The organism is Yoonia maritima (assembly GCF_043641945.1).
Classification (GTDB): Bacteria; Pseudomonadota; Alphaproteobacteria; order Rhodobacterales; family Rhodobacteraceae; genus Yoonia; species Yoonia maritima_B.
The window spans coordinates 43,414-67,457 of sequence record NZ_JBHZRX010000006.1 but is presented as its reverse complement, the minus strand read 5'-3'; the positions used below and the strand labels follow the sequence as shown (position 1 = coordinate 67,457).

Sequence of the window (24,044 nt, the reverse complement as noted above, 5' to 3'; positions counted from 1 at the left end):
CTACATATCCTCTGGCGAAAGAAGCGTCAGGTCGCCGTCCAACCTGGCAAATTCGGTGATAATTCCGGCGTGGCGTTCGGGGCTGACATTGCTAGCCATTAACGGAACACCCGGCGTGGCATCTGGGTCGTAGGACACCCAGAACCCTTCAATAGAAATTCCGGTGATCGGAGCCTCTGGCAACCCAAGCAAAGCGGCGGCGGCATGCTGCACACCCTTTGCGATGACGTTCTTTAGCGTGATGTCCGTGATCAACGGCGTCGTGTCATCAACCGGTGCTGGTTCGCGCGATTGCACAGCATCGCTTCGCCCGTCGGGATCACAGAAATAGAAAGCATTCACCGCCAAAGGCGTCGCAACGTTTTGCATATGAACCATATCAAGCGCGACGCGCGCGATCTTACCACCGCGTCCACGACGGGTCTTGATCCGAACGCCCCTATCCGTCCCGTCAAAGGTACAACGGGTGATCGTGACATCGGTGATATCGCCACTCATTTCAGAGCCCAACACGACGGCCCCATGCCCGCGTTCCATCAGGCAGTTCCTGATGTCTAGCCGCGCGGTTGGTGCGAGGTGGCGGTTATCGCCTTTTTGGCGTTTGCCAGCTTTTACCGCGATGCAGTCGTCACCAACGGTAATCCGCAATCCGACGATCTGGGTATCAACACAGCTTTCTGGGTTGAACCCATCGGTGTTTGGGCTGTCGGGTGGGTTCTGGATAGACATCGCCGCTGCCATCAGGTTCTGGCAATGAAACGGATGCACCGTCCACGATGGCGAATTCGCGACCGTTATCCCGCTTAGGGTGACATTCTGACAATGCGACAAAAACAGCGTGCGCGGGCGTCGGGCACCGTCGCGTGTTTCTTTTGGCCAGCTCCACCAGTCACCGCGATCACCGCCACCATCAATACGACCTAACCCGGTGATGGTCAGGTTATCACATCCGATGGCCGTAATCGGGGACGCAAAACTGTCCTCAGGTAGCCCCTCCCAAGTACCGACATTAACGCCGTTTTCATCCCAAGCAGGAAGAATTGGCCAATCGGCCCGGTCGCCGGGGGCTGCGATCTCGGCGCCATGCGCCAAATACAGGGTCATATCACTGCGCAAAAATATTGGCTTTGCAACGAAACGACCGGGCGGCACATATAGCGTTCCGCCTTGAGGCAGCGCATCAATCGCTGCGGCAAAGGCGGGCGCGTTATCAGCACTGTCGCTCGCCGCGCCAAAATCAGCCACGTCAATAAGGCCTGCACATGGGGGCGTTTGAAACGTCGCCACACCCATAACAGTCCGAAATTCATAATTCGTGTCCGGTTCTAACCCATCGAGAAAAGCCGCAACCGAGGTCGCCGCGCCCGTTTGTACGGGCTCGTTTCCAGCCTTTGCCAATGACCACGCCACGGGTTTTGCCAGATGGTATAGCACCTCTTGCGGCGATAGCAGTACCGTGGCCGTGCGCGGTGTCACGGCAATGATTTCAATTGCAGACATGGGATAGCCAATTTGGTTTTAGGGGTGATGGCGCCGCATAATCACGGCGCCACCAACGATTTACTTGATGTCAGCGAGCGCTTCTTCGATGCCGTACAGCATGTCGTCAGCCGCTGTTTCCGCGTCGATTTCACCGTAGGCAAATAGCTCTAGGTTATCGGTCATCGCAGAGCGCACATCTGGGTGCTCCATGAAGGGGTGGATCGCAGGGCCTTCGGCATCCAGCACCAATTGCTGTGCGGCTGTTTGCTCTGGTTTGATTGCGCCAGCGTCCGTCAACAGGGCCTTAGCCGCGCTTGAACTTGGGACGCCACGTGCGGTTCCCATTGCTGCCACGCCTTCGGGTTCGTTCAGCAGGCAGTTCAGGACTTCAGCGGCGGCTTGCTGATGCTCCGAGTTAGCCGAGATCGAGAACACCATCGACGACTTGCGATAGATGCCCTCGGTCTGCTGGCCATCCTGGGAAAGGATACCGGTGTAAACAATCTCTTGGCCTTCATCTAAAGGATCTGAGATTTTGAAATAGGTTGAATCCCACTGGTAAGTGCCCGCGATTTCACCGCGTGACCAGCGTGGGTTTTCGTGCAAGGCAACGTTGCCTGCAGCCGCACGATCACGCCAAGCTTCGATCACATGCGCGTCGACCATCGCTTGGTACATCTCGATCGCGTCAACCAGTTCTTCTTTGGTCCACATGACCTCGTTCGTTGTGGGGTCGATCAACGGCTTGCCCGTTTTCTGGGTGCCATACAGTGTGACGATCAAAGCAGCGTCTAGGCCAGCGGCCTCGAACGGATAAAAATCTTCGCCCAGTTGATCGCGAAACACCGGACCCGCAGCCATCAGTTCATCCCAAGTTGTTGGGACCTCTAAACCCGCTTTTGCGTAGGTGCCGGGGTTGAAGACGAACAAGCGGCCTGTCGTCGAAACGGACAAACCATTCAACGCGCCATTCATTGTGCCAGCATCGATTTGCGCAGCGTCCCAGCTAGACAGATCAATTGTGTCCGACAGTTGGTTCATGTCAGCAAAACCAGTGCCGTCTGCAGACAAGATTGGTAGCCATGGCCAGTTAATCTGCATAATGTCGGCTTCGGTGCCACCAGCAACTTGGGTAACGACCTTTTCAAAGTGGCCAGACCAGCCTGTGAATTCTGGGCTGATTGTATGGCCGTGCTTTGCGCCACAAACCTCAAGCGCAGCTTGGGTTGCAGCGTGACGACTATCACCGCCCCACCAGCTCATGCGGAGTTCATCTGCGGTGGCCGATCCGGCCAAAATAGTCGAGGTCAGCGCGACCCCTAGAAGTGTCTTCATATGCGTCATTTGGTTTCCTCCCTTTGACGTTTTTATTCAGCCAGCGACACGTTCTCCCCACTGGCCCTGTCGAAAATATGCATCTGCACACCTGTAGGGCGCAGACCTACGCGATCACCGCGCTGTAATTTGAGATCAAATTTTTCGGTTGGAACGACCGCGATAAATGCCGCGTCACCAATCGTGACGTGAACGTTCACCTCGTGTCCCATGAATTCAATGTTGTGAATAACGCCGGAAAATGCGTCGGCAGCGCCATCGGTTTCGATGGTCATGTGCTGTGGGCGAATACCAAGCGTTACCGGACCCGGCGCAGCATTCAAACGCGCCGACAAATCAGCGGGCGCAGAAATCGTCTGCCCTGCAAGCGTTAGCTTTGGCGTACCATCCATTGTTAGTTCTGCATCGGCAAGGTTCATTTCGGGCATACCTATGAAACCGGCGACAAATGCGTTCGCAGGCTTTTCATATAGCGTCACAGGATCTGCGACCTGCATGATGTGTCCGTCTTTCATCACACAAATCCGGTCGCCCATTGTCATGGCCTCGACCTGATCGTGGGTCACGTAGATCACCGTCGCTGGCCGACCTTCGTCGCGCAGACGTTTATGCAAATCAGTGATCCGCACGCGCATCGACGCACGTAGTTTCGCATCAAGGTTCGACAGCGGTTCATCGAACAAAAACACCTCTGGGCTTTTGATCAGCGCGCGACCAACGGCGACACGTTGCGCCTGACCGCCAGACAGCTGTTTGGGTAGCCGGTCCAACAGTTCGTCGATCTCCAGAATGCCCGAAACTTCGCCAGTCGATGCTTCAATCTTGTCCTTTGGCTTGCGCTTAAGCTTGAGCCCAAAGGACAGATTTTTACGGACCTTCATATGCGGATAAAGCGCGTAGTTTTGGAACACCATCGCGATGCCGCGTTTGCCGGGTGTCAGGTCATTGATGATCTTGTCGCCGATGCGAATTTCACCGCCAGAAATGGTTTCCAATCCTGCAATCATCCGCAGTGTCGTGGATTTGGCGCAGCCTGACGGACCAACCAGCACCATGAATTCACCGTCTTTGACATCAAGGTCGATGCCATGCACCGCCTTGAAACCATTGCCGTACATTTTTTCGACGGATTTTAGTTGCAGCTCAGCCATTAGCCTTTGACCCCCCCGGTCGAGATACCTTCGATGAAGTATTTTTGTGCCATGAAGAACACGATCAGTGACGGCGCGAGCGCCAGACAGGACATCGCCAAAATCTGGTTCCACGCGAACGCCTCGGTCGTGTCGATGGACAGTTTCAGCGCAAGGCTGATCGGATAGTTTTCAACCGATGACAGGTAAATCAGCGGCCCTAGAAAGTCGTTCATCGTCCACATGAACTGGAACAAACAGACCGAGATCAGCGCAGGCGTCAGCATCGGCACAACGATGTAGATCAGGGTCTGCAACGTGTTTGCACCGTCAACGCGGGCAGCTTCTTCCATGTCGCGCGGGATCGCCCGCAAGAACTGGATCAGCATAAAGACAAAGAACGCATCGCCAGCTAGCGCCGAAGGCACCCACAGCGGCAAAAAGCTGTCCAACCAACCGATGTCACGAAACAACAGGTACTGTGGAATCCGCGTTACAACGTTGGGCAGTAGCAGCGTTGCTATCACCGTCGAAAAGATGATCTTTTTGAACGGAAAGTCGAACCGAGCGAACCCGTAGGCGACCAATGTACATGAAATCGCTGTCCCGATCATTTTCGGAATGATGATCATCATCGAGTTCATAAAGAACTTTGCAAAGGTGTACGGCGTCGATGTTTTCCAACCGTCGATGTAGCCCTGAACAGTGGGTTCTTTTGGCCAGAACGATGGGCTCGAGAAAATCTCGGCGTTGGTTTTGAATGATGCACCGAACATCCAGACCAATGGGTAAACCATGATCAATCCAACAATGATCAACAGGCTATAACGAAAGGTCGATGATATACGTGCCCGACGCCGTTGTTTTTCCATATTCGCAAGGGTATCTGCGCTGATTTGTGGCATAGCTGTCATGCGCTTAGCTCCTCTTGTCGCCGGCGTAGTAGACCCATTTCTTTGATGACCAGAAGGCGATCAAAGTCAGGACCATAATGATTACGAAAAGCACCCAAGCAATCGCGCTCGCATAGCCCATATCAAAGCTTTTGAAGGCCTTGTCGTAGATATAGAGCGGCAGCAAATAGGTCGATTTCAGGGGGCCGCCCTCTGTGATGATGTAGGGACCGTTGAATTCTTGGAACGCCTGCACCGTCTGCATGATCAGGTTAAAAAAGATGACCGGTGTGATCAGCGGCAGGGTAATATAGCGGAACAATTGCCACTTGTTTGCGCCGTCAATCGACGCTGCCTCGTACAAGGATTTATCGACTGACTGAAGCGCGGCTAGAAAGATCACCATCGCAGAACCGAACTGCCAACAACGCAACAGACTGATTGTGAACAAAGCGTTTTCGGGATCACCGAACCAGTTCACACCTTCCAGCCCGACACCTTCAAGCATCATGTTCACAAGGCCAGTATCAGCAAAGATATAGCGCCATAAAACCGCAATCGCGATTGAACCACCCAAGATCGAAGGCACATAAAACGCTGTCCGGAATAAACCAATCGCGCGCAGCCGGTAATTCAAGATCACCGCGATGAACAAAGCAAAGGCCAGCTTTAGCGGCACCGTCATAAACACATAGGCCAAGGTAACCTTGAGCGACTTGTCGAACGTCCGGTCACGCGTGAACAGCTTTTGATAGTTATCGAGGCCGGTCCACTCTGGCTTTGACAGCAGATCGTAGTCGGTAAAGCTAAGATAGAAGGACGCAACAAACGGAAACGCCGTGAACAACAACAACCCGATGACATAGGGCGCGACATACCAAAGCCCTAGATATTTACTGTCACCACCCATTTACGCGGCCTCCTTTACCAGTTCCTTCGGAAGGTGGGCCGCAGTCGCGGTCACCATATCCCGATAAAGCGCCCGCGCACGGCTTTCGTCCAGTGGTGCAACCAAAGGATCACTTCGAAATAGATCGAATAATGCTGCGTAATCGCCCGAAGTGACAGCAGCCAAAAGCCCCGACTGTCGCGCAGCGTGGTCTGCAACGACATCATGTAATTCCTGCGGTAATTGTCCGGCGACCATTGGCGTAATCCCAAGGCCCGAGAAGACAGCGTTTGTCTCGACAATTGCGCCGGTGGGAAGCCCTGCCATCTGACCACGGTTTGGCAAGTTCACGTTCGAAATATAGGTCCCTTGCCCCATGACAGCAGCGATTTGATCAACCAACGCCTCATCTGACCGTGACGGTTTTGGTGTTGCCTGACCGTTTGCAAGCGCCATTGCAGCGGCGCGTTTCTGTTCTTGATAGCGAATACGATAATCTACAGGCGTTAGGCCAAAATCCCACCCTTTGGGGTCAGCCAGATACATGCTTTGCGGCATGAATTCCGCCAAATGACGGTCGCCGGCTGCAGCAGGAATACCGTATCGTCGCATGAGGTCGAACTTTACCCGACTGCGATCACCAAAATAGCTTTCGTGTTCGTCATCGGGATGCGGTTCGGCCTCGACCCACCCTGAATTAATGTGCCGTCGCGCGAAGTCTTGGTAGGCAGGCAACATATCCTGACCATTCAACGCGATCTGATCAACAAAGGTGAAATGGTTAATACCAAGGACATTCACCTGCACATCACGGTGCGTCCAACGATCACGGCCCTCGGACTGATTGGCGATCCATGCAACCTGTTTACGTAGCTTGGTGACTTCGTGGCATTCGCCCCAGCATTTGATGTCAGGAAAGGCGTGGTAAAGCGCGCCAGTTAACACGCTCATTGGGTTCGTAAGGTTGCAGACAAAGGCATTCGGCGCATAGGCCGCGATAGCTTGGCCGATTTCAACCAGCATCGGAATTGCCCTTAAGGCGCGTACAAATCCGCCCGGGCCGACAGTATCGCCGACCGCCTGCGCGATGCCGTAGCTTGCAGGAATTTCGATATCCTGCGCCATGTCTGAAAACTGGCCTGGCAGAATAGAAACAACAACGACATCTGCACCGGTCAAGGCATCCTGTAAAGAATCAGCGACGGAGTATTTGGCTGATGCGCCTTCAGAAACGCCAGCAAACATCGCGCCCATTTTTGCGTTCTGAACAGCTGCGTCGCGGTTAATGTCGTAAAGACGAACCTCAGCGCGAAGGCGTGTATCCTGCGCAAGGTCAGCCATCAACTTGGGCGCCCAATTAAGCGAACCGCCACCAATATAGGCAATAGACACGGGGATCCCGTGTTCGGAATTATTCATGCGCCAAATCCCAAACCCGTGCATCGCGCATACGCGCAACAGCGGGTAAGGCTCCTCCCTTGCTGCAAATTCAGCCGAATCTTGCAGACGATTTGCTTCCTCGCTGCTATGTTAGTCTGGTAGTAGAGGTCCCTGAATGAACAGTATGCAATAAAAAGATGGACAAAACCGAACATTCCTTGCTTTCTGCGATGCCAGTACAGGCATTTTCATTGAAATTAGCTCGTACAACGATCCGAATGCACCACACACCCAGCTGGAAAATCGACAAAATTAACCCAGATCATGACCTGGTTATCTGCCTAACCGGATCCGCAGTTTACGATTTGGATGACGAAGAAGTCGCGATTGAACCGGGCATGGCGATGCTGATCCCGGCGTATCAACGTTTTCGCGGGCGCTACACCGGATCAGGTGAGGTGCTGACCGGAGTAGCACAGCACTTTTCGCTTGAACTGTTCGGGCGCGGGGATGTTGTGGGGCAGATGGATCTGCACCGTTGCGTCAAGCTTAGCAATTGGGACGTTCTTGAACCATTGGTCCGGCATTTTCGCAATACGCCGCAGGGTACGGCGACGACCATCGCCGCGCATCATCAATTTATGGTTCTGCTGCTGGCGTTTTTGGACGACGCTTTGATTGGATGGCGCACCGCGAACAGCCCGCAACACGATCAGGACCAGTTGTCCCTGCAAATCATGCTAACTGCGTCCCGTTTAGCCGCCGACCCAGTAGGCGCCGGGGCACTGAACGAAGCCTTGTCAGCTGTCCCCTACAACCCCGACTACTTTCGCCGTGCGTTCCGCGATCGGATTGGCATGACTCCGCAAAAATACCGCGAACTCAAACGGATGGAATTCGCGGTAAACCGTTTGGGCGTTGGATTGTCAGTGAAAGAAGTTGCCGCAGAGTTGGGTTATTCCGACCCCTATTTCTTTAGCCGGATGTTCAAACAGTATATCGGCGCGAGCCCGTCGCGGTATCGTTGGGCGGGCTCGTCACCGATTGATACAGACGAAATCGCCTAACCTACGTGCGATAACCCCGCGATCACGCCGCGCAATTCTGCAAGCCCTCGCAACCGCCCGATAAGCGGATAGCCCGGATGCGTTTTGCGTTCAGCGTCAGACAGCAGATCATGTCCGTGATCAGGGCGAAATGGGATTGAAGCATCAGCGCGACCTTCGGACTTGCGTCGCTTTTCTTCATCCAACAGCACTTTGATCAGCGCGACCATGTCAGTGTCACCCTCCAGATGTGCTGCTTCTTCAAACGCGCCATCTGGGTCTTTGCGAACGTTCCGCAGGTGGGCGAAATGGATACGGTCAGCGTGGGCTGCCGCAATCGCAGGAACGTCATTTACGGGATTAGCGCCAAGCGACCCCGCGCAAAGCGTTAGCCCGTTCGCGTTGCTGTCATGTGCGGACATGATCCAGTCAATATCAGCCGCATTCGACACGATCCGGGGCAACCCCAAAATGTCGCGCGGCGGGTCATCTGGATGAACGCAAAACCGCATCCCAAGGTCTTCAGCGGTTGGAATGATCTCGTTAAGAAACCTACGATAGTTCGCACGCAACGCAGCGCGGTCCAGGCCGTCGTATAACGTCAGCGCATCACGCAACCCATCTACATCGTAGCGGTCGTAAGCACCCGGAAGTCCTGACATAATCGCGTGAAGCAACGCGTCACGGTCAGACTGCGTTGACTGCTGAAACCAAATCGCAGCGCGGTGTTGGACGTCTTCGGAATAATCGTCTTCGGCGGCGGCCCGGCCCAGCATATGGATTTCAAACGCGGCCATGCGGTACGCCTCGAACCGCAGGCATGTCCCACCGCGTGCAACTGGTGCGGCAAGATCGGTACGTGTCCAATCAAGCAAGGGCATGAAGTTGTAGCAAATAACCTGCACACCAGCCGCAGCCAAATTCGCCATCGACTGCCGGTAGTTCGCGAACAGTTGTGTCAGATCGCCTTCGCCACGTTTGATCCGTTCGTGGATCGGCAGGCTTTCGACGACCGCCCAATCAAACCCAGCGGCACGAATTTCATCTGCGCGGGCGTTGATGGCCTCGGGCTTCCAAACTTCGCCATAGGGAATTTCGTGCAGGGCGTTCACGATGCCGGTCGCGCCTGTTTGCGCGACCTCTGGCAGTGTGATTTTGTCAAAAGGCCCGTACCAACGCCAAGTTTCTTGCATTAGCTAAACCCTTGAACCGTTGCCCGCGCACCGTCGTGGCTCAGGCGCAAGAATGCGTCGGTGACGGCGTTACGGAAAACTGGGTTGCCCGCCAGTTCCGGCGCAAAAACTTCCTTGATCGCCAACAAGGCCAACACCTTTTCTTCTGGATCGTCGTTGCTGTCATAAGCGGCACGCAACTGATCAGCGAGCGGGTCTTTCACTTCAATCGCCGCACCTTTTTCGTCGACACCGCCGACGTATCGCATCCATCCGGCGACACCCAATGCGAGCCCGGGAATACCCCTACCAGCGGCCAGATTATCAACAACAGTACCAAGCAACCGTTGCGGTAATTTTTGCGAACCATCCATCGCAATTTGCCATGTGCGATGTCTGATCGCAGGGTTTTGGTAGCGTTCTAGCAAAGCCGCACAATAGGCCAACAAATCCTCACCTTCGGGCTGCGGAACAGTAGGTGTGATTTCGTTTTTCCACAGTGAGTTGATAAGGTTGGCGAACGCCGGATCTGCAACTGTATCGGCAATCGTTTCATACCCTGCCAAATAACCAAGATAGGCCAGCGTCGAATGGGTGCCGTTCAGGCAGCGCAGTTTCATCAGCTCGAACGCCTCAACATCGTTGACCAGTTGTGCACCAACGCCACCCCAGTCTGGGCGTTCACCGTTCACAAAATCGTCTTCGATGACCCACTGCCGAAACGGTTCATGCATCACGCAAGCATTGTCGATGTATCCTTGGGCCGTCGCAAGCGACGCAATATCAACGGGGGTCGTCGCGGGTGTAATCCGATCAACCATTGTCGCGGGGAAACGCCCGTTTTCGGTGATCCATTCCGCTAACTCTGGGTCTAAGGCACGGGCAAAGTCCAAAACTACGCTGCGTGTCAGCGGACCGTTATTCGGTAGATTGTCACATGGCATCAACGTAAAGGGGGAGTTCCCCGCCAAACGCCGACGGTTCAATGCGTGAACGATATAGCCAATTGCGGAACGCGGTGCGTCCGGATGCGTCAAATCATGCACGATATCAGGATGGTCTAACAGCAACGCACCAGTCGCCGGGTTGAGGCAATATCCCTTTTCAGTGATCGTCGTTGATACGATCTTTACCTGCGGGTCCGCCATCGCCGTCAGCACAGCTTCGGGGTTTTCAGGGGCAACCAACACGTCATCGATAACTTCGACCACGGTGTATTCGGCGCCATCTGGTGCCAGCTTTACCGCCGTATAGGCGCAGCCTTGCGGCTTTAACTTGTCGCGGATGTCACTGCTGCGCAGGCTGACAGTCAGAATGCCCCAGTCGCCGCCAGATTTCTCCATTGCCTCTGCTGTGAACGGCGCGTTGAAAGCCCGGAAAAATGCGCCCGGCCCAAGGTGAACAATACCCACCTTTGGACGCGGCGTATCAGAGCGCTGCAAATGTGGTTCAGCGGGCAAGCCAGCCTCCATCAACGTTTAAAACAGCACCATGCACATAGTTCGCAGCCGAAGACGCAAGGAAAACAGCAGCGCCGCCCATGTCAGATGCGTCACCCCAACGGCCCGCAGGAATACGGTCAAGGATTGCTTTGTTGCGTTCTTCGTCCGCACGCAATGCAGTGGTGTTGTTAGTCGAAATGTAACCAGGCGCCAATGCGTTCACGTTGATGCCTTTGGCAGCCCATTCGTTGGCCATCAGCTTGGTCAGGCCTGCGACGCCATGCTTGGACGCCGTGTAAGACGGCACGCGAATGCCACCTTGGAACGAAAGCAGTGACGCAATGTTGACGATCTTGCCGCCAGTCCCGCGTGCCAATGCCGCCTTCGCAAATGCTTGGCAGGTAAAGAACACGGCCTTCAGGTTCACGTCCATGACGTCGTCCCAGTCAGCCTCGGAAAAATCGACGCTGTCATCCCGCCGGATGATGCCTGCGTTATTCACCAGAATATCGATCTGCTGATCCGCAAAGATGCCCGTCGCGGCCATCGGATCAGCAAAGTCTAGCTTCAGCGCGGTCCCATTAGGGACCATCGCGAGCGTTTCATCCATACCGGAACGCCCGGCACAAACCACCTCTGCCCCAGCATTGCCCAAGGCGACAGCAATCGCCTGACCAATGCCGGTGTTCGCGCCCGTCACAAGGGCGCGTTTTCCAGTGAGGTCAAACGGGTTCACCGCAAGTCTCCCATCGCGACCATATCCATGTCAGTGAAATCAACGTTGTCGCCAGCCATCGCCCAACAGAAGGTGTAAGACCCAGTGCCCGCGCCACAGTGGATCGACCATGGTGGAGAAATGATCGCTTCTTCGTTGGCAATCACCATGTGACGTGTCTCTGATGGTTCACCCATAAAGTGGAAGACCCGCTGATCAGGATCTACGTCAAAATACAGGTATGCTTCCATCCGGCGGTCGTGACGGTGTGCAGGCATCGTGTTCCACAATGAACCCGGCTTGAACTGGGTATACCCCATCAACAACTGACAGCTTTTGCAAACATCGGGGTGCAGCACTTGAATGATGACGCGCTCATTTGCTTGTTCACGTGAACCCATTTCAACGCGGCGTGCATCAGATTCTTTGATGTGCGTGGTTGGGTAGGTTTGGTGCGCAGGGGCCGACAGAATGTAGAAACGACCAGCGCCAGAAAACTCAACAGCGCCGCCGCCCATACCCACATACAGAACTTCGCCTTTGGCCAATTCGTACGCAGCGCCATCGACTTTGACCGTCCCGGTTTCGCCGATGTTCAGCACAGCCATTTCACGACGTTCAAGGAACGTCTTCGTGCCGGTTTCGGGCATGTCAGTCAGCGTCAGCGTACCTTTGCCCGGAACAGCCGAACCAAGGATCAAGCGGTCATAGTGGCTATAGACCAGACGAATTTCTCCGTCGGCGAACAGATCACCAACGTGAAAATGGCTGCGTAGCCCTTCGGTATCGAGGGTTTTAGTGGTTGCGGGATCAATGGCGTAGCGGGATTCAGATTTCAGCATGGGGAGGTTCCTTTTCAAAGAAAGTCTTCACGGCGCGGCGTGAAAGTGTCGATCAAGCGGCCGTCTTCTAGGCAGCGGCAGCCGTGAACGGCGCGGGATGGAATTACAAAGCTATCGCCAGGGCCGACTTCGGTTTCGACACCGTCGACGGTGAAAGCAAAGCGACCGGATTCCACATAGGTGGACTGGACGTGCGGATGGCTGTGCAGTTTGCCTTCGCCATCTTTGTCAAAGGTGAAGGCCACCACCATCAACTCGGGGCTTTCGGACAGGACTTGACGTGTTACGCCGGGATCAGCCTGCACGATGGGGAATTTCTGGGTCATAGTTTCCTCAGTGAAAGAGTGACGGCAGCCAAAGCGACAGCGCCGGGATATAGGTGACAAGCATCAGTGTACCAAAGGCAGCACCGTAGAACGGCCAGATGGATTTGACCGCATCAAAGATCGGGATGCGCCCAACCGCACACCCCACGAACAGCACAGCGCCAACGGGCGGCGTACAAAGCCCGATGCCAAGGTTCAGGATCAAGATCACACCAAAGTGTACCGGATCCACCCCAAACGCTGTGGCGACTGGTAGGAAAATAGGTGTCGTGATGACGATCAGGGGCGACATATCCATGAATGTTCCAAGAATCAGCAGGACCACGTTCAGCAACAGCAAGATGACGATAGGGTTGTCAGACACACCTTGCAGCATTTCAACCATCGCGGCGGGCACTTTGAGATAAGCCAACAGCCATCCAAATGATGCTGCGCACCCGATCACCAACAGTACCATCGCGGTTGTGCGAACAGCAGCGAATGTTGCTTCGACAAAATCATGCCAGCTAAGACTTCGATACACAAAGAACGTAATCAGCAACGCATAGACAACGGCGATGTTGGACGATTCAGACGCCGTAAAAATACCGGACCGGACCCCGCCAAAGATGATCGCAACCAGGATCAAACCCGGGGCGGCGGACACAAACAAAGTGCCCATCATAGCAAGACCAGGAAATTTTTCAGTTGGGTAACCACGCTTTTTGGCAACAAACCATGCAGCAGTCATCAGCGACATAGCCAGCAAGAAACCCGGAATGATGCCTGCAGTGAACAGATCAGCAATCGAAATACGGCCACCAGCCGAGATCGAATAGATGATCATGTTGTGCGAAGGCGGCAACATCAGTGCAATGATCGAGCTGACGACGGTTATGTTTACCGCATAGTCCACGCCATAGCCGCGTTCTTTCATTTGGGGAACCATCAAGCCACCCACGGCAGACGCATCAGCCGCAGCCGACCCAGACACGCCACCAAACATGACGGAGGCGAGAATATTCACCTGACCAAGGCCGCCGCGCAAGTGCCCAACAAAGGCACCCGCAAGCGCCACTAGCCGCCGCGCGATATCGCCGCGCACCATCAGGTCGCCTGCGTAAATAAAGAACGGGATCGCCATCAGCGCAAAAACGGACACGCCAGAATTCAGACGTTGGAACACCACCACCGGCGGCAGGCCAAGATAGGCAACCGTGGCAAAGCTAGAAACGCCAAGACAGAACGCAACAGGCGTACCAATCAGAAGCAGGAACACGAATGTTCCAAAAAGGACGTAAAGCTCCATCTTAGGTCGCCTCGCTGTTATCGTCGCCAAAGCGGGCGGTGGGCAGGCCTGCGGCACGGCGCGCGATACGCTCGACCGAGAAAAGCGCGACAAGAACGCCACCAGCAACGATAGGAATAAAATCAAAGGCACCCGAAATGCCCAAAGACGGCAGCGTGTTTCCTGCGGTCTTTTCCGCAAGCTGCCACCCAAACCAGATCATGCCAATGCCAAAGCAAGTCACGACTAGATCGGAAAGAGAATAAAGGAACATCTTGCCCTTATGCGGGATCACATAAAGCAGCACGTCGAACGACAGGTGATACCCTTCGCGAATGCCGACAGCCGCCCCCAAAAAGATGAACCACCCCATGATCATCACAGAGGCAGGTTCAGTCCACGAAATACTGTCATTCAGCACGTAACGCCAAAACACTTGCGCAGCGATCAACACCGTCATCAACACCAGTCCCGTACCAGCTGTCCAAAGCGCGGCGCGCCCGATCATGCCCGTCAGAACTGCAATTTTCATCATAAAGCCCTGCAAAGGCGTTCCCCCCGAAAGTTTCGGCCCGCAACAGCTGCTGCGGGCCAAATTTGGTATTATTCAGTTGCCTGAATGTCAGCGACCATCTGCTGAAGCACAGGTGAAGTTACGTATTTTTCGTAAACTGGAACCATAGCTTCGATGAATGGTGTCTTATCGATGTCTGTGACGATTTCGACACCAGCAGCACGAACGCGCGCTTCGGATTCAGCTTCACGCGCAGCCCAAAGTTCACGCATCACAGGAACGGAATCGCGCGCTGCTTGGCGTACGATTTCCTGATCTTCGGCTGACAGCTTATCAAAGCTGGATTTCGCCATCACCAGAACCTCTGGCACGATCAAGTGCTGATCAAGCGTGTAGTATTGTGCAACTTCGAAGTGACCAGAGCTGTCGTAAGAAGGCCAGTTGTTTTCAGCACCGTCGATCACGCCAGTTTGGATCGAAGAATACACTTCGCCATAAGGCATCGGTGTCGCGTTTGCGCCCAGCGCAGAAACCATATCAACGAACATGTCAGACTGCATGACGCGGAACTTAAGACCGGCAAGATCTTCGATGGAATTGATCGGCTTTTGCGAGTTATAGAAGCTACGTGAACCGCCGTCATAGAACGCCAGACCCACCAGATCATGGTCGCTGAATGCTTCCAGAATCTGATCGCCAACAGGGCCATCCATCACTTTGTGCATGTGCTCAACTGAACGGAAGATGTATGGCAGCGAAGGGATTTGTGTTTCTTCGATGATGTTGTTGAACGGCCCAAGCGAAACACGGTTCATGTCGATCACACCGAACTGTGTCTGCTCGATCGTGTCCTTTTCCTGACCCAGCTGTGCTGAGTGGAATACTTCGATGCAAAGACGGCCGTCAGTGCGCTCTTCCAACAGATCGCCCATGTGGTTCACGGCAGCGACGGTTGGGTATCCATCAGGGTGTGTATCTGATGAACGAAGCGTTACTTCGCACGCTGTTGCAGCCGAAGCCATCGCGACGCTTGCTAGCAGTGCTGCGCCTATTGTTTTAGTAAATGTCATTTTTTCTCCTCCCAGAAAAATGGCCCACTTCAGAGCCGGTAAGCTTGCTTAGCAAGCCGGTAAGTGAGGTCATGTGCGACCTCATGTGCATCCGCCAAACCAAGCCGCCCCGTCGCGACAAGATTAGCCAGATACGCACAATCCGACCGCCGGGCGACGTCGTGCCGGGCGGGAATTGAACAAAATGCGCGGGTGTCGTCGTTAAAGCCGACGGTATTGTAAAACCCGCATGTTTCAGTTGTTGCTTCGCGGAACCGCTTGATCCCTTCGTTGCTGTCAAAGAACCACCAAGGTGGCCCCAAACGCAGCGCGGGGTATGCACCAGCAAGCGGTGCCAATTCGCGGCTGTAGCTGGTTTCGTCCAACGTAAATACGATGATGGTCAGCGACGGCTCCATTCCAACCGCATCCAAAAGCGGCTTTAGCGCGTGCACGTAGTCAGTCTGGCTTGGGATATCGAAGCCCTTGTCACGACCAAAGCCCGCAAAAACACTGGCCGAGTGGTTGCGGAACGATCCGGGATGGATTTGCAGAACCAACCCATCATCAAGGCTCATCCGCGCCATTTCAGTTAGCATCTGCCCGCGAAATGCGTCCGCCTCGTCCGGGGTACATGTCCCCGCCAATGCCTTAGCGAACAACGCCGCCGCATCAGCCTGCGGCATATCTTCGGTACGGGCAGTCGCATGGCCGTGGTCGCTGGCGGTTGCGCCATAGGTTTTAAAGAACGCGCGACGGACCCGGTGCGCCTGAAGATACCCTTCCCAGGTAGAGGTATCTTCGCCAGTCAGCGCGCCAAACTGCGCGACATTATCAGCGAAACCTTCAAATTCAGGATCAACAACGTTGTCCGGGCGGTAGGTCGTTACGACCCGACCATTCCAATCGCTGTCGCCGATCATTTTATGCCACGTCAGATCATCCAATGCGCTTTCAGTCGTCGCAAGCAGCTCAATCCCAAAGCGGTCAAACAACGCCCGTGGGCGGAACGCATCCTCGGCCAGTTTGGCGTCGATGTGATCGTAATATGCATCAGCGGTATCAGCCGACAGGCGCTCATCCAGATCGAACACGTGCTCAAAAGAATGATCCAACCACATCGACGATGGGGTACCGCGTAGCAAATGGTAGTTTTCTGCAAAACGACGCCAGATTTTGCGCGGATCATCCTCGACAGCGCGACCATCCACGCTTGGAACACCCAGATCAGCCATCGGCACGCCTTGGGACACGAGCATCCGGAATACGTAATGGTCCGGGACGACAAACAATTGCGCAGGATCGGGGAAGCGCTCGTTCTTTGCAAACCAGCTTGGATCGCAATGACCGTGGGGACTAATGATCGGCAACTCCGCGACGCTTTCGTACAATTCACGCGCCAGCGTTCGCACCGCTGATTCGACCGGAAAAAGACGGTCCGGATCAGTTAATTTCATTAGATTTCCCCCCAAAGCACTTGCGATACCTCTAGTCATCTAATATGTTAGTCTGGTAGATACGTCAAACTGGAAATTGCCATGCCCGCGCTAGCCTCACTTGCCCAACTACAGACGACGACAGCCACTGATCAGGTATTTCAGGCACTTTATTCTGCGATCATCACGCTGGAACTTGCACCGGGCACAAAGGTTTCCGAGGCTGAAATTGCGCGCAATCTTGGGGTTTCTCGGCAGCCCGTTCGCGATGCGTTTTATCGCCTTTCCGAACTTGGCTTCATGCTGATCCGACCGCAACGCGCGACAACGATTACTTACATTTCCGAACAAGCCCTGCTTGACGCGCGATTTATTCGCACCGCCCTTGAGGTCGAATGCCTGCGCACCGCCATCGCCAAAATGACGGACGACGACATACTGCGGCTTGATGACCTCATCAGCCAACAAGAAGCAGCGATCAAGACCGATGACCGGTTAGGCTTTCATGCCCTCGACGACCAATTCCACGAAGTGATTTGTGAAATTGCTGGGCACCCTAAAGCCTGGAACATGATCCACGAACAGAAGGTCCACCTTGATCGCGTACGCTACCTGTCCCTTGCATTTGGTGCGCAAAGTGCGTTGGATGATCACCGCGCCATCATGCAGTGCATCCGCGACCGTGATCCGGACGGCGCTGAAAAACAGCTGCGCACGCATCTATCGCGCATTCTGAACATCCTTGAACAAGTTAGCGCATCCCACCCAGAGCTGATGGAAAGCCAACAGAAATGACCAATAAGATATTGGCAATTGGCGAGTGCATGGTCGAAATGGCCCCGCAAGCGCAGGGTGGCTATGCGATGGGGTTTGCAGGCGATACGTTTAATACCGCTTGGTATCTGCGCAAAAACCTACCCGCCGATTGGGAGGTCGCATATCTGACCGGCGTCGGAACCGACGCAATGTCAGAGCAGATGACTAACTTCATCAGTGGCGCAGGCATTACGCCAGAGCTGCTGACGGTGCCGGATCGCACGGTCGGGCTTTATATGATTTCTCTCAAGGACGGCGAACGTAGCTTTAGCTATTGGCGTAGCGTTGCCGCAGCACGCAAGCTGGCACAGCATCGCGCACCAATTGATGCGCTGGGAAAAGGTGATGTCGCTTACTTTTCCGGGATCACTGTCGCGATCATCGAACCCGAAGACCGCCAAGCATTGCTTGATGCGCTGTCCGCTGCCCGCGCACGTGGAGTTACCGTCGCGTTTGATCCAAACCTTCGTCCTCGGCTTTGGGCCAGCACTGATGAAATGCGCGACTGGATCATGAAAGCCGCGGCCGTTTCCGACATCGCGCTGCCATCGTTTGAGGATGAAGCAACCGTTTTCGGCGACGCTGACAAGGCCGCGACGCTTGTCCGCTATCAAAATGTCGGGGTGACCTGTGTTGTGGTCAAAGACGGCCCCGACGATGTACTGGCGCAAAACGGATCGGCTGCTGCAGTGACGGTCAGCCCCGAGCTGAACCCCGCGCCGGTGGACACCACTGCTGCAGGGGATTCATTTAACGCCGCCTTCCTTGCTGGTCACTTGCGCGGCGAAGATCTGTCATTAGCGATTACCGCAGGCTGCGCCCTGTCGCACAAAGTTGTGTCGCACAAGGGCGCACTGGTCGACGTAACCTAAACGATCCCACCACCAGCGCCCGAAGACACGGGCCGTGTTTCAGCGACCTGCGCCCGATACCCGGACGCACGGTAAGTCGCGACAGGGTTAATCGCACTGCCCTTTTCAAGACGCGCCATCGCAAGGATCGGCTCGACGTCAGTGCGATAGGCCTGCTTGAGCGTCTCACTCGCCATCAATGCATCGTTACCATCCTGAAAGCCGGATAACGCATCGCGATCTACGATCAGCGCTTGTGCATAGGCACGCTGCACTTCGATCGCTGATGACATCAGGCTTTCGATTGGGTCGGTTACGTTGTGGCTTTGGTCAAGCATATGGGCGGGGTTAAATCCTGGGGCACCGGTCGCATCAACCAACTCGTTAAACACAAGAAACAACTGATAAGGGTTGATCGACCCCGTATCGAGATCATCATCACCGTATTTGCTATCGTTAAAATGGAAACCTCCCAATTTACCGAACCGGATTAACCGGGCAACGATCATCTCGATGTTCACATTTGGCGCATGGTGCCCCAAATCAACAAGACATTGCGCGCGATCACCCAATTCAGTCGCAATCAGATAGTTGGTGCCCCAGTCCTGAACCACGGTTGAATAAAACGCAGGTTCAAAGATTTTATGCTCGGTCAATAATCGCCAATCATCTGGGATCGCTGCATAGACCTCTTTCGCGCTATCAAGGTAGCGGTCAAACTGGCGAATGAAATGCGCCTGCCCCGGAAAGTTAGAACCATCACCGACCCAAACCGTCAGAGCCTCTGACCCGATCTTTTGACCCAGTTCGATGCAGTACAGATTATGTTCAATCGCTTGTTGTCGAACAGCTCTGTCCGTGTGTGAAAGCGAACCAAATTTATAGCTATGCGCCTGATCCGGTTGATCCTGAAAGGTGTTCGAATTCATCGCATCGAACGCCAGATTGGTTTCTTCTGCCTTTGCCAGCAGATCAGCAGCAGGGGCGTCATCCCACGGGATGTGCAGGGACACCTTTGGCGTCGCGCCCGTTAGCTGGTGAATAACACCGCAGTCATCCATCTTATCAAAGATATTCGCAGGCTCGCCCGCGCCCGGGAACCGGGCAAAGCGGGTGCCGCCGGTGCCGGTGCCCCAAGATGGAATGGCAACGCCGTAATCCGAAACCTGTGCCTTGATCGCGGCAATATCGACGCCGCGACGATCAAGCTGTTCGCCCAAGGCATCGTAATCCGCACGCAGCGCTGTTTCAGCCTGCGCATTGGCGGCAGTAATGTGGTCAGTCTTAATCATAGTATCCCCCGATCAACGTGTGAACGCTTGGACGTTGCCGGCATCCACGTTGATGATGTTCCCTGTCGACTTTGCACTGACATCGGCGGCAAAGAAATAACACGCCTCTGCAATATCTTCGGGCAGCACCGACCGCTTTAACAACGACCGCTGACGATACATTTCCTCTAGCCCGTCTTTGTCAGTGTCATAGGTCGATGCCCTTTGCGTCAACCATTCGCCTGACCAGATTTTGGACCCTTTCAACACCGCATCAGGGTTCACAACATTCACGCGGATACCATCAGGCGCGCCTTCCAACGCTAAACAGCGAGCAAGGTGAATTTCGCTGGCCTTAGCCGTGCAATAGGCGGATGCGCCCGGCGATGCGGCCAACCCGTTCTTAGACGCGACAAAAATCATGGACCCGCCGATGCCTTGGGTCTTTAGCAGTTTGAATGCCTCACGAGCGACAAGGAAATAGCCGGTCGAAAGGATCGACATATTCTTGTTCCATAGCTCTAGCGTGGTGTCTTCGACCTTGGCGGATGATGCGATCCCTGCGTTGGACACGACGATATCGACGCCACCGAATTCGACCGCCATATCCGCGTAAGCTTGGGCAACGGCATCTTCCGAGGTGACGTTCATTTCGACGGTGCGCACGACATCGGCACCGTATTTCGCGGCTAAGCCTTCGCGAGTTGACGCCAAAGCATCAGCGTCAATATCGGCAAGCACGACACATGCACCATCCATCAGGTACCGTTCGGCCGTTGCGGCCCCGATGCCCCCAGCACCACCAGTCACAATGGCAACGCGGCCAGCCAGCGCTTTGGGTTTTGGCATGCGCTGCAGCTTTGCTTCTTCTAGCAACCAATATTCGATATCGAACGCTTCTTGCTCGGGCAGACCTTGGTATTCGCTGATTGCGTGTGCGCCACGCATCACATTGATCGCGTTAACATAGAATTCACCAGATACGCGCGCCGTCGCCTTGTCCTTTGCAAAGGTGATCATGCCAACGCCAGGCACGAGGTATACTATCGCATTGGGGTCACGCATGGCCGGGCTGTTATCGTGTTTGCAACGTTCGTAATAGGCGGTGTAATCCGCGCGGTAATCAGCGACCATGCCAGCCAAACCCGCCAACGTCCCATCAATATCAGGGCTCGCGGGATCGAAATCGACAACAAGCGGACGGATCTTCGTGCGCAAGAAATGGTCGGGGCATGACGTGCCCAGCGCGGCCAAGGGCTCCATGTCATTTGAACCAACAAATTGCAGGACAGCATCCTGATCATCAAAATGACCAACCTTATGGCTATCCTCGGAAATCATACCGCGGATCGCGGGCATCAGTGCTGCTGCGACACGGCGACGTTCATCCCTAGACAAAGCTGTATGCTTTTGTCCGCCGAATGCGGGCAAATCCGCCGTCTTATTTTCAAGCCACGCTGTCGCGGTGTTAATCACCTCTAGCGTGGTTTCATAACAAACCTTGGCATCATCATCCCAAGTGAACAAACCGTGCGACCCCAGAATGACGCCTTTCGCATTCGGGTTCTTTTCGCAGAAATCCGAAAGCCACAAACCCAATTCATAACCGGGGCGCTTCCAAGGTAGCCAACCAACCGTGTCGCCAAAAATCTCTTGGGTGAGCGCGATACCGTCTTTGGAAGCAGCAATCGCAATGATTGCGTCTGAATGTACGTGATCAACATGCTTGCGCGGAACATATGCGTGCAGCGGCGTATCAATCGACGCCGCCCGTGTGTTCAGGTTAAACGTACAATGAGGAAGATAGCCGACCATTTCGTCCTCAAATTCGACACCACGATACAACCCCTTAAGGGCGTTCAGCTTGTCCATATAAAGCGTTGAAAATCCGTCCATCTTGATCGAACCGATATCACCACCCGACCCTTTGACCCAAAGAACCTCAACCTGATCACCTGTTAGCGGGTCCGTCTCCATGACCTTAGCTGAAGTATTGCCCCCACCATAATTGGTGACGCGCTTATCGGACCCTAAAAGGTTGGACCGATACAGTAGCTTTTCAGGCTCGGTCATGTTTGAAGCGGTTGCATCGTCCCATAGGTTTTCAAGTCGCGCCTTTGGCGAAGATGTCGGCATGGTTTTCCTCCCATTCGGGACCAGTAATTGGTCACGTTTGCCAGATTACTGCGCGAGATTGAGCGTCGCGTCAATCATTTTCAATCATTATCAATCACGCTGCGCCGCAGAAACGATCAATAATGAAAGAAATTGATTGACAATGACTGATTGAATGATTGAAGCTGCGACCAAAGAACGGGACCAAAAACCATGATCGAAAGCGAACGCCACCGCGTCATTCTCTCTGCTGTAGAAGCCCGGCCCGTTGTCACGGTTGCCGAAATGGTCGAACTGACAGACGCGTCAGAAGCCACCGTGCGCCGCGATATCGCCACGCTTCATATGCAGAAAAAGCTACGCCGCGTGCGGGGTGGGGCAGAGTCAATCGCTCCACCACAGTTCGTTGGCCTTAAGGGGCGTCCGTTCTCGATGAACGAAAGCCACAAGATCGCCGAAAAACGCGCGATTGCGAGTGCAGCCGTCGAACTATGCGATGATGGGGATCCGATCATTATCAACGGTGGCACGACAACGTTTCAGATGGTGCATCCACTGGCAAACAAGCGGTGTCTTGTTTTCACAAACTCTTTCCCCATCGCGGAACATCTGCTGCATCAATCCAAGAACACAGTGATGCTGTCGGGCGGCACAATCTATCGCGAACAGAACATCATTTTGTCGCCGTTCGACAATGACGTCACCCGAAACTTTAGCGCCAAGCGCCTATTTCTTGGGTGCCAAGGCGTGTCCAAACTGGGTGTCATGGAGCAAGACCCACTGATTATTCAGGCCGAAAACAAGCTGATGGGCCAAGCGGACGAAGTTGTATTGCTTGCTGACAGCACAAAATTCAAATCACGGTCTAGCCTCATTTTGTGCGGCCTTGATCAGATTGCCACCATTATTACCGACGACAGGATTGAGGACGCCCATGCCAGCATGATCGACGCGGCTGGCGTCAGATTAATTACCGTTACCCCGACCCGTGCCGAGGAGGAAAAGCGCGAAGTGGGATAACGCACGGCTGCTCATTAGGGAGGAACAACATGAGCTTATCAAAAAAAATCGCACTTGCCGCAGGGCTTGCGACATCATTCATTGCGACAACAGCTATGGCCGACGACGTGCGTATTGCGCTTGTCGTTAAATCACTGGGCAACGGTTTCTTCGAGGCCGCAGCACGCGGCGCAGAAGAAGCCGCCGGTGAATTGGGTGGGGTAGAAATTATCTATACCGGCCCAACCGACACCACCGCAGAAGGGCAGATCGAAGTCATCAATTCGCTGATTGCACAGCGCGTTGACGCGATCGCCGTTTCTGCGAACGACCCTGACGCGTTGGTACCCGCGCTGCAAAAAGCGATGGATCGTGGAATCACAGTTATTTCGTGGGATTCAGGCGTTGCACCTGAAGGCCGCGAAATGCACCTATCACCTTCATCCAACGCGCTGATCGGTCAAACCATCATCAAACTGGCTGCCGACGAAATGCCAGACGGCGGTCAGGTCGCCATTTTGTCAGCAACATCGACATCGACAAACCAGAACATCTGGATTGAAGAAATGAACGCCGTCATGGGCGATTATCCAAACATCGAAGTCGTCGCGACAGTTTACGGCGATGATCTGGCTGACAAATCCTACCGCGAGACTCAGGGTCTTATCCAGACTTACCCTGACTTGGATGCCATCATTGCGCCGACCTCTGTCGGTATCGTCGCAGCCGCCCAAGCCGTGGCTGACGCTGGCAAGATTGGCGAAGTTAACGTGACCGGTCTTGGTCTTCCGTCGGAAATGGCCGGTGCCATCGAAAGCGGTGCGTCAAAGTCCTTCGCGATCTGGAACCCAGTTGATCTAGGCTATGCGACCACGATGCTAGCCTACAATCTGGCGACAGACGCAGCGACAGCCGCGCCGGGTGCAGAAATCGGCATGGGTCGGATGGGCACTGCCACATTGGACGACAATAACGAGGCAGCAATGTCGACGCCGTTCAAATACGACGCCAGCAACATCGACGAATTCAAAAGCGTCTTTTGATCTAACTTGCAGGTCCGGCTTGACTGGGCCT

Annotated in this window: 22 protein-coding genes; 5 read left to right on the top strand and 17 right to left on the bottom strand. The window is 54.4% G+C overall.

The window, feature by feature from the left end; translation table 11 throughout:
* From pglA to ACHUEV_RS13600, 6 genes are read right to left on the bottom strand one after another with little or no spacing between them, the layout of a single operon-like run.
* Positions 1-1,500 (bottom strand): polygalacturonase PglA, encoded by a 1,500-nt coding sequence (pglA, locus tag ACHUEV_RS13625; protein WP_394180754.1) that lies wholly within the window; start codon positions 1,498-1,500, stop codon positions 1-3.
* A 60-nt stretch (positions 1,501-1,560) separates the two neighbouring features.
* The gene (locus ACHUEV_RS13620; RefSeq protein ID WP_394180753.1) at positions 1,561-2,826 is read right to left on the bottom strand and encodes an ABC transporter substrate-binding protein; all 1,266 of its coding nucleotides are present in this window, start codon (positions 2,824-2,826) and stop codon (positions 1,561-1,563) included.
* 23 nt (positions 2,827-2,849) lie between these two features.
* Positions 2,850-3,968, bottom strand: coding sequence for an ABC transporter ATP-binding protein (locus ACHUEV_RS13615; protein WP_394180751.1), 1,119 nt, complete (start codon positions 3,966-3,968; stop codon positions 2,850-2,852).
* Positions 3,968-4,861 carry a carbohydrate ABC transporter permease gene (locus ACHUEV_RS13610; protein ID WP_207766550.1) on the bottom strand — a complete coding sequence of 298 codons (894 nt, stop codon included), beginning with the start codon at positions 4,859-4,861 and terminating at the stop codon, positions 3,968-3,970. Before ACHUEV_RS13610 ends, ACHUEV_RS13615 begins: the two co-directional genes overlap by 1 nt.
* A gap of 4 nt (positions 4,862-4,865) precedes the next feature.
* Positions 4,866-5,750, bottom strand: coding sequence for a carbohydrate ABC transporter permease (locus tag ACHUEV_RS13605; RefSeq protein ID WP_106357314.1), 885 nt, complete (start codon positions 5,748-5,750; stop codon positions 4,866-4,868).
* Positions 5,751-7,148 (bottom strand): family 4 glycosyl hydrolase, encoded by a 1,398-nt coding sequence (locus ACHUEV_RS13600; protein WP_394180748.1) that lies wholly within the window; start codon positions 7,146-7,148, stop codon positions 5,751-5,753. It lies immediately after the preceding gene.
* Between the two features lie 158 nt (positions 7,149-7,306).
* Between ACHUEV_RS13600 and ACHUEV_RS13595 the strand changes: the two genes are divergently transcribed.
* On the top strand, positions 7,307-8,176 hold the full coding sequence (locus ACHUEV_RS13595; protein WP_394180746.1) for an AraC family transcriptional regulator: 870 nt from the start codon (positions 7,307-7,309) through the stop codon (positions 8,174-8,176).
* Here ACHUEV_RS13595 and uxuA read toward each other — a convergent pair.
* From uxuA to uxaC, 9 genes are all read right to left on the bottom strand, one after another.
* Positions 8,173-9,348 carry a mannonate dehydratase gene (gene uxuA, locus ACHUEV_RS13590; protein WP_394180744.1) on the bottom strand — a complete coding sequence of 392 codons (1,176 nt, stop codon included), beginning with the start codon at positions 9,346-9,348 and terminating at the stop codon, positions 8,173-8,175. The genes ACHUEV_RS13595 and uxuA overlap by 4 nt on opposite strands.
* Positions 9,348-10,799, bottom strand: a complete 1,452-nt coding sequence (locus ACHUEV_RS13585) for a mannitol dehydrogenase family protein (RefSeq protein ID WP_394181067.1) — start codon at positions 10,797-10,799, stop codon at positions 9,348-9,350. The genes uxuA and ACHUEV_RS13585 overlap by 1 nt, the downstream gene beginning before the upstream one ends.
* A complete protein-coding gene (kduD, locus tag ACHUEV_RS13580) occupies positions 10,777-11,505 on the bottom strand; it encodes a 2-dehydro-3-deoxy-D-gluconate 5-dehydrogenase KduD (protein ID WP_394180742.1) in 729 nt (242 codons plus the stop codon). The genes ACHUEV_RS13585 and kduD overlap by 23 nt, the downstream gene beginning before the upstream one ends.
* Complete coding sequence (gene kduI, locus ACHUEV_RS13575; RefSeq protein ID WP_394180740.1) at positions 11,502-12,326, bottom strand: 5-dehydro-4-deoxy-D-glucuronate isomerase; 825 nt, start codon at positions 12,324-12,326, stop codon at positions 11,502-11,504. The genes kduD and kduI overlap by 4 nt, the downstream gene beginning before the upstream one ends.
* Before the next feature lie 14 nt (positions 12,327-12,340).
* Positions 12,341-12,652, bottom strand: coding sequence for a cupin domain-containing protein (locus tag ACHUEV_RS13570; protein WP_394180738.1), 312 nt, complete (start codon positions 12,650-12,652; stop codon positions 12,341-12,343).
* Between the two features lie 7 nt (positions 12,653-12,659).
* Complete coding sequence (locus ACHUEV_RS13565) at positions 12,660-13,940, bottom strand: TRAP transporter large permease (RefSeq protein WP_106357329.1); 1,281 nt, start codon at positions 13,938-13,940, stop codon at positions 12,660-12,662.
* 1 nt (position 13,941) lies between these two features.
* A complete protein-coding gene (locus tag ACHUEV_RS13560) occupies positions 13,942-14,451 on the bottom strand; it encodes a TRAP transporter small permease (protein WP_394180736.1) in 510 nt (169 codons plus the stop codon).
* A 71-nt stretch (positions 14,452-14,522) separates the two neighbouring features.
* Entirely contained in the window at positions 14,523-15,503 is a 981-nt protein-coding gene (locus ACHUEV_RS13555) for a TRAP transporter substrate-binding protein (protein WP_394180734.1), read from the bottom strand.
* Between the two features lie 29 nt (positions 15,504-15,532).
* Entirely contained in the window at positions 15,533-16,939 is a 1,407-nt protein-coding gene (gene uxaC / locus ACHUEV_RS13550) for a glucuronate isomerase (RefSeq protein ID WP_394180732.1), read from the bottom strand.
* Positions 16,940-17,020: 81 nt separating this feature from the next.
* Between uxaC and ACHUEV_RS13545 the strand changes: the two genes are divergently transcribed.
* On the top strand, positions 17,021-17,713 hold the full coding sequence (locus ACHUEV_RS13545; protein WP_394180730.1) for a GntR family transcriptional regulator: 693 nt from the start codon (positions 17,021-17,023) through the stop codon (positions 17,711-17,713).
* Positions 17,710-18,606 carry a sugar kinase gene (locus ACHUEV_RS13540; protein WP_394180728.1) on the top strand — a complete coding sequence of 299 codons (897 nt, stop codon included), beginning with the start codon at positions 17,710-17,712 and terminating at the stop codon, positions 18,604-18,606. Before ACHUEV_RS13545 ends, ACHUEV_RS13540 begins: the two co-directional genes overlap by 4 nt.
* On the opposite strand, the gene rhaI is transcribed toward ACHUEV_RS13540, so the two are convergent.
* Together rhaI and ACHUEV_RS13530 are read right to left on the bottom strand one after the other, a co-directional pair.
* The gene (gene rhaI / locus ACHUEV_RS13535) at positions 18,603-19,877 is read right to left on the bottom strand and encodes an L-rhamnose catabolism isomerase (RefSeq protein ID WP_394180726.1); all 1,275 of its coding nucleotides are present in this window, start codon (positions 19,875-19,877) and stop codon (positions 18,603-18,605) included. The genes ACHUEV_RS13540 and rhaI overlap by 4 nt on opposite strands.
* 12 nt (positions 19,878-19,889) lie before the next feature.
* The gene (locus tag ACHUEV_RS13530; RefSeq protein WP_394180724.1) at positions 19,890-21,992 is read right to left on the bottom strand and encodes a bifunctional rhamnulose-1-phosphate aldolase/short-chain dehydrogenase; all 2,103 of its coding nucleotides are present in this window, start codon (positions 21,990-21,992) and stop codon (positions 19,890-19,892) included.
* A gap of 192 nt (positions 21,993-22,184) precedes the next feature.
* On the opposite strand from ACHUEV_RS13530, the gene ACHUEV_RS13525 reads away from it, so the two are divergent.
* Together ACHUEV_RS13525 and rhaS are read left to right on the top strand one after the other, a co-directional pair.
* Entirely contained in the window at positions 22,185-22,991 is an 807-nt protein-coding gene (locus ACHUEV_RS13525) for a DeoR/GlpR family DNA-binding transcription regulator (RefSeq protein WP_394180722.1), read from the top strand.
* Between the two features lie 29 nt (positions 22,992-23,020).
* Entirely contained in the window at positions 23,021-24,013 is a 993-nt protein-coding gene (gene rhaS / locus ACHUEV_RS13520; protein ID WP_394180720.1) for a rhamnose ABC transporter substrate-binding protein, read from the top strand.
* The last annotated feature ends 31 nt before the right edge of the window (positions 24,014-24,044 follow it).